At 43.8% G+C, this 6,235-nt stretch carries 5 protein-coding genes; 2 read left to right on the top strand and 3 right to left on the bottom strand.

The features are described 5' to 3' along the window. Positions 1–92 precede the first annotated feature (92 nt). Entirely contained in the window at positions 93–836 is a 744-nt protein-coding gene (locus CAG69_RS04910; RefSeq protein ID WP_046874702.1) for a hypothetical protein, read from the bottom strand. A gap of 257 nt (positions 837–1,093) precedes the next feature. Here CAG69_RS04910 and CAG69_RS04905 point away from each other — a divergent pair, with 257 nt between their 5' ends. Beyond that, positions 1,094–1,396 (top strand): DNA base-flipping protein, encoded by a 303-nt coding sequence (locus CAG69_RS04905; RefSeq protein ID WP_005390592.1) that lies wholly within the window; start codon positions 1,094–1,096, stop codon positions 1,394–1,396. A gap of 30 nt (positions 1,397–1,426) precedes the next feature. Here CAG69_RS04905 and CAG69_RS04900 read toward each other — a convergent pair whose 3' ends face one another. Then, complete coding sequence (locus tag CAG69_RS04900; protein WP_012842007.1) at positions 1,427–1,861, bottom strand: YbaY family lipoprotein; 435 nt, start codon at positions 1,859–1,861, stop codon at positions 1,427–1,429. A 240-nt stretch (positions 1,862–2,101) separates the two neighbouring features. Between CAG69_RS04900 and tesB the strand changes: the two genes are divergently transcribed. Continuing rightward, positions 2,102–2,962, top strand: a complete 861-nt coding sequence (gene tesB / locus CAG69_RS04895) for an acyl-CoA thioesterase II (protein ID WP_005390581.1) — start codon at positions 2,102–2,104, stop codon at positions 2,960–2,962. Positions 2,963–3,026: 64 nt separating this feature from the next. On the opposite strand, the gene CAG69_RS04890 is transcribed toward tesB, so the two are convergent. After that, complete coding sequence (locus CAG69_RS04890) at positions 3,027–6,068, bottom strand: cadherin repeat domain-containing protein (RefSeq protein WP_161443005.1); 3,042 nt, start codon at positions 6,066–6,068, stop codon at positions 3,027–3,029. Positions 6,069–6,235: the final 167 nt, after the last annotated feature.

The raw sequence follows: 6,235 nt of genomic DNA, 5'->3' as shown, positions 1-6,235 counted from the left end.
ATATGAAATGAAGAACATATACTAATCTTCATTTTGTTCCACAACCAATTCGATAGTCTGCCGCACGTGTCACTTTTTACCTGACGAAATACTCATAATTCTGCCTGTTCATCGCTGCTACGTAAGATATAGTCCGTCATCCAAGCCGTTCCTAACAAACAGATCCAAACAACAAAAACAGGGTTTGGTACATCTGTAGTCGGACTCACCACTAAGGCAGCAAAGCCAACAGTCGGTAATGTCCAGCACAATAGTTTACTCCAACGAATGGAGTGTTTAAGCTTCGCGAGGGTTTCCATTGAAGCCAGCATTCCTGTCACGCTCAATGCCACAAGCACGGCATATGGCAAGCCAGCAATCCATAATGGGAACAACAACAGCATCGGCCACCAGCTGTGCTTATTGGATGGGGTCCAATGTACAGCAGACCACCACATCGCCATGACAGCGACAGTTTGAACCACTGTAACCCAAGCGGAGCCATCTAGCTTCCCACCTTGTTGCGTGACCATAATACCGACTTGTAGAGTAAGTACGATTAGGCCTGCGGTGAGCAGAACGCCCAACGAACTTCTACGAGAGAACACTACCATTAAAAGTGGGAAAAGGATCAAAATACCAATCGATAGCGCGATTGGCTGCATTGAGAGCGTAGCGCCAAAAGCCATCATTGCGCCCAGCAACACCAAACCTGCAAACCCGCCTTGTGGCAAGATCCACAACGCCGGGATCATGAGTGCAAGAACGGGAATATCTCCCTCGCTCAAACTCATCGCTCGAACGCACACCACTGCGAGTAAAGTCGTAATGAAAAATTGAAGTGTCGATAAAATCATAGCGCCTCCTGGCTTCCCCACCTACTTGGTAACTCAACGGCAAAAACTGGGATTAAAAGTCGTTGAGAGGGTCTAGATTCAAGCTTAGCTTGTGTTTGTTTTATGCTTTTTAACGCTCATTAACATACGGCACGACTGAAGAGAAAATATGATCAACAAAAGTCAATCGCGGGCAATATAAACGTTAAGAACCGTTAGCAATATACAAGTCCGATGGTTTACCATTCCTTAGTAATCCACAATAGACACTTTTGAGTATGGACCAATTTTTAGCGCAAATCTTTGCTGTAATTCACCAAATTCCAAAAGGAAAAGTCTCCACCTACGGGGAAATCGCAAAAATGGCAGGTTACCCGGGCTACGCAAGACATGTTGGTAAGGCGCTTGGTAATTTGCCAGAGGACAGTAAACTCCCGTGGTTTAGAGTGATAAATAGTCAAGGAAAAATATCCTTAAAAGGCAGTAATTTAGAACGACAAACAAAGAAATTAGAAGCCGAAGGAATTGAAGTATCTGAGATTGGAAAAATTTCGCTAAGAAAATACAAATGGCAGCCTTAGGCTGCCATTTTTTGTTCGCTGAGTTTGATATTAACGCGTACCAACTAGACGAATATCCAACTGGTGAGTTTGTGCTTCATCTGTGATTACACCGTTATGTGTATCGCTGATAAAACGCAATTTACCATCCACTTCAATACGCGCACGAACGCTGTAACGATGGTTTGGTTTGATTTCATTGTTATCGTAGTTCAGCTCAAAAGAAAGAGGAACTTGTTTACCTTCCGTTTCGAATGTCTGTTTTGCTAGTACTTTTGCTGGCGCGTCAGCCAAAGACACATCTTCTAACGCGACGGTAACCACTGCGTTTGGCGGCAGAGCAATACGCTCACGGTAAGCCACTGTACCTGTAATCGTCTTCATTGACGCCTCTGCAGATTCCATTTCTGTATTTTGAGAAGTTTGGCAACCCACTAACGCAGCCCCAAAGAGTAAAGAAGTAACAAGCAGTAGTGTTTTTTTCATATCTTCCTCGAAAAGAGTATTAAACCGGAGCAATTATAGGTGTGGAATATAAAACTGTCTGCTTCCTGTCAGTTTATTTGACAATAGTTTGACTGAGTTAGAATTTATCAAACAATTGATTTTGTTTCATAATCGGAACAATACTATTTCTAAGTTACTCAATAGTTCTTAACTATGGCACTTCACAAGAGTGAGACTGTTGAGGTAAGTTGGAGTGAAAGACAACGGTGAGGAGACACAATGAGTAAACCATTACGAGAATTGCTCAGCCTACTACAACTCGAAAAATTAGAAGAAGGCTTGTTTCGTGGCCAAAGTGAAAACCTAGGTTTGCCTCAAGTGTATGGTGGCCAAGTGATTGGGCAAGCGCTTTCTGCTGCGCGCTACACCGTTGAAGAAACACGCGCGGTGCACTCCTTCCATAGTTATTTTTTGTACCCTGGTGATCCAGAAAAGCCCATTATTTATGATGTAGAAAACCTAAGGGATGGCCGCAGCTTCAGCACCAGACGCGTTAAGGCGATTCAAAATGGACGCCCTATTTTCTACTTAACGGCGTCTTACCATGGCGATCAACCTGGGTTTGATCATCAAAAGGAGATGCCAGACATTCCTGGCCCAGAAAACTTCGCCTCTGAGAGTGAGCTTGCTAGCCATATAGCCGAATTCCTGCCAGAGCGACTACGCAAAACATTTTGTGGTGAAAAGCCAATTGAAACCCGTCCTGTTACGGTCATCAACCCCCTAAAACCCAAAAAAGCAGAGCCTAAACAGTATCTTTGGATTCGTGCCAATGGTGAAATGCCAGAGAACCTGCTTATACATCAGTACCTGTTGGCCTACGCATCAGATTGGGGATTCCTCGTGACAGCAATGCACCCACATGAAGTGTCATTAATGACGCCAAACTTCCAAGTTGCCACCATTGACCATTCAATCTGGTTCCACCGTCCGTTCAAAATGGATGAATGGTTGTTGTACGCGATAGAAAGCCCAACGGCGAGTAATACTCGCGGGTTAGTGCGTGGCGAAATCTATAACCAGCAAGGTCATTTAGTGGCAACCGCAGTGCAAGAAGGTGTAATGCGCTACACGAAGTAACCGCTAAACCTTAAACGACAAAAGGAGTGCTCAGCACTCCTTTTTTGTGGGTATCAAACGATAATTAATTTGGTTGATACTTCATAGTAATGACCGACCATTCGTAAAGTGATTTCGGGTAACCGTATTCGCTTTTCCCGTAAACGACATTTGGGTCAGCGTAGAATCCACCTTTATCCGTTGCTAAAAATTCACGCACCCCACGACGGTAAGTAATGATTGGTGCTGCCGACTCATACTCTATGTCTTCCAAATTAGAATCATCAATCACTAAGAACCGAGTCATACGGATAGTGCTACCGCTGGTGCAATACCCTGGATCATCATAACCAATTGCATTAAAAGGCTTAAGGTCATCAGCAAATAGCTCTGATGTACATCCATCGAATCGAGCAACATGCACCCACGCTGCCTTTTCTTGTCTTCGGTCATCGCTACCAACTGGCTTAAACATAAATAGCACAACCTTACCTTTACCGTGTTTTTGCAACTCGTCATCCGTCGGTTCACGTACCGAACGCGAACCCAAGATACCAAATTCACTCTCTTCTAAATTGGCAAACTGTGGGGCACTAAGCGTGCTCACAATAACGGTTTGTTCGCTATTAAGTTGTGTGTATTTATCTGCAACACCCGACTCTGCCAAATCGACACTAACCGTGACTTTTGTTCTTGGTAACGCTTTGTAATCTCGCGATTCACTCTCAGAGATATCTAGAGCAATAGAATGGTATTGAGAGTAATTGGTTAGCGTCAACTCTGCATTCGCATTGTCTAACGTGGCAAGATCTTTGCTCACAGTATCGCCAAATGAGTAAGTTCGAGTACCGACCGTTCTACCGAAATCTAAGTCAATTGCCTTGAAAGGCGTAAACTCAACGGTTTGAAGTTTCGTGGTAAGACCGGGATGATCCGCTTTATTAATGGTGCCGTTAACCAATACGGTTTTAGTTGTATAGTTACGTGCAGTTAGCGTCACTTCTAATTGGTACTCGCCTGCGTGCAAAACCTTCAAACGCCCCGTTTCAGAAGAGGCTAACTCAACCACAGGATCTTTTTGGTTAATAAGACGATAGCTGGCTTTTGCCTCTCCTCCACTCATCACTGGTGAGATAATAGTACCCGCTGAAAAGTCTACCGTTGGATAAGCAATCGATACAGGGTTTGTGCCCTGTTTGATCGTAACAGAGAAACTGCTTTCACCCGGAGTAAATTTATCGTCCCCTGCATCCGATACAACAACTCTTGTGCTGCCAGCATTGAGGATGCGCATCTCGCCCGTTTTGCTGTCTAGGGAAACCACATCCGTTGCTGCATTTTCTGCAAATCGATACGAAACTTCGCCAACCGTACCAGAGATGGTCGGTTTTTGAACATAAGGCTGGCTGGTTTTCCAAGTCTCTTCCACATCGGATTGCACATCAATCCGACTCGGCGCACTAAGAATATTAACGTACACTTTCTGATCTGGACCCGCAGTATAATTCGCGCTCTCCTGTCTGCGAACTGTTAACGCCGCTTTACCCGCTTTGTAAACATAGGCACGTCCATCCGCAGTAACCTCTATAACATCTGTAGCAGTGTTATCAACGAGTTCTACATGATCGTTACTTGTACTTAAACCAAAGTCACGACGAAGATCAAAGCTATAGTCTTTGCTATACACCATTTCATAATCTTGTGTCACCATGGCTTGTCCCGCAGCTTTCGCTACTTTGATGACTACATTAAACTGAATTGGTTGATATAAATCCCCACCATCATCTTCAAACTTAAGACGATATTCACCAGCCGTCTCTACTTCTAACTTGCCATCGGTCATTCTTAAACCGTCCGGTAAACTACCGACTAGGCTTACGTTGCCTTTTTGTCCTGAAAATGCCAAAGGAATTGAGAGGCTAGGCTGATAAATAAGCGACATTTCAATGTCGTTCATCACTGGATGAGGCGCGCGATTAACTTCAACATTGAAGCGAGCTTTACTTGCAGGATAATTACGCATTTCATGCTCGTAGATTTCAACTTCAGCCGTACCTACACCTTTGATCAGCAGTGCTTCACTGCTCATAGACTTAGCGATAACATCTGTGCCGCTAATAATTCGCAGTGAATAGTCGCCGCGAGCATTCGTCACCTTAGGGAAAATTCGGCCACCTTCCTCATAAGTTTTCACAACATCCGCTACGCTGATTGTTTCGCGTTGACCTTGTTTTACATCCACAACAAATTGCGCCGTTTGCTGCTTATCTAAAAAGGCATCGCTGTAAGTTGCTGTCGCTTCAACGGTTAACTGCCCAACATTATGAACAAGGAGCACACCTGACTCAGGGTTGAGTAACTCGGCAACTTTGTTGTCTGGTTCGCTGCGAATGATTTTGTATGTGATGCTTTGCGTTTGAGCTTTATCTAAACGTGCAGGTTCTAACGTCAGCCCTTCTCTATATTCGTCTTCCAGCAAGGCGAATTGAAGTTGCCCGGATGCTACTCCATGAAGCTTCACCGTCGCGCGAACTTGCTTAGGCAGATAAAGCTCGTTACCTGAGTCAGTAATCAGTACCGACGCCTGACCAATTGAGCCTAATGAATATACCGAGCCGTTCTGATCAACCCGAATCAAGTTATGACCACTTTCTACTTCATAACTCAATTCACCTTTTTGGCCACGAACGGTCAGCGCTTTCCCTTCAGATTCGATTGCATTGAAGTTTAGATCACTAACCGAAAGGTCTGTGTTAATACCTCGTTCCACAGTGATAGAAAATCGTGCTTCAGAGGATTCATAAGCAGAACTGCTATCCGTAGCCAGAATTGTTGCCGTTCCTGGACGCAAAATTTGTAGCATTCCAGAGTCATTAATTTTCACAACATTTAGCGGATTAGAGTCAATGACTTGATAAGACACCGAGCCATGTACATTGCTCAATTTTGCCTCTGTAACGGTTCCCACGCCCTCAAACTTCAATACCGTGTCTTCAGCTTTTAACTGTGGACGACTCTGCTTTGTTATCGTAGTTGGTGTCTTTGTATTGTTCGTTTTAGAGTCACCTCCACCACCACAACCAGCGAGTAAAGCCGCAAGAAAAAGCAAATAATATTTTCTGTTCATTTTTAGAAACACTTTGTCACAAATAAGTGCTAGCGATAATAATACGATGTTTTATTAATCACTATATCCATTTTTGAGTACTTTGTTACTTAAGTATTTGCTACTGTATTACGCATAAAAATAAATGTTCAGAAGTGGTGACTAAAATACACAAAACAACACAAAGA

This window comes from Vibrio sp. V43_P6S15P86 (assembly GCF_009904725.1).
In the GTDB taxonomy this organism is placed as follows: domain Bacteria; phylum Pseudomonadota; class Gammaproteobacteria; order Enterobacterales; family Vibrionaceae; genus Vibrio; species Vibrio diabolicus.
Note: the sequence above shows the minus strand (reverse complement) of the source record. Positions and strands in the feature narration are given on the sequence as shown.

Bases quoted from the DNA above. Each gene is read 5' to 3' on its own strand.
- CAG69_RS04910 (WP_046874702.1), bottom strand. From the start codon at position 836: ATGATTTTATCGACACTTCAATTTTTCATTACGACTTTACTCGCAGTG.
- CAG69_RS04905 (WP_005390592.1), top strand. From the start codon at position 1,094: ATGGACCAATTTTTAGCGCAAATCTTTGCTGTAATTCACCAAATTCCA.
- CAG69_RS04900 (WP_012842007.1), bottom strand. From the start codon at position 1,861: ATGAAAAAAACACTACTGCTTGTTACTTCTTTACTCTTTGGGGCTGCG.
- tesB (WP_005390581.1), top strand. From the start codon at position 2,102: ATGAGTAAACCATTACGAGAATTGCTCAGCCTACTACAACTCGAAAAA.
- CAG69_RS04890 (WP_161443005.1), bottom strand. From the start codon at position 6,068: ATGAACAGAAAATATTATTTGCTTTTTCTTGCGGCTTTACTCGCTGGT.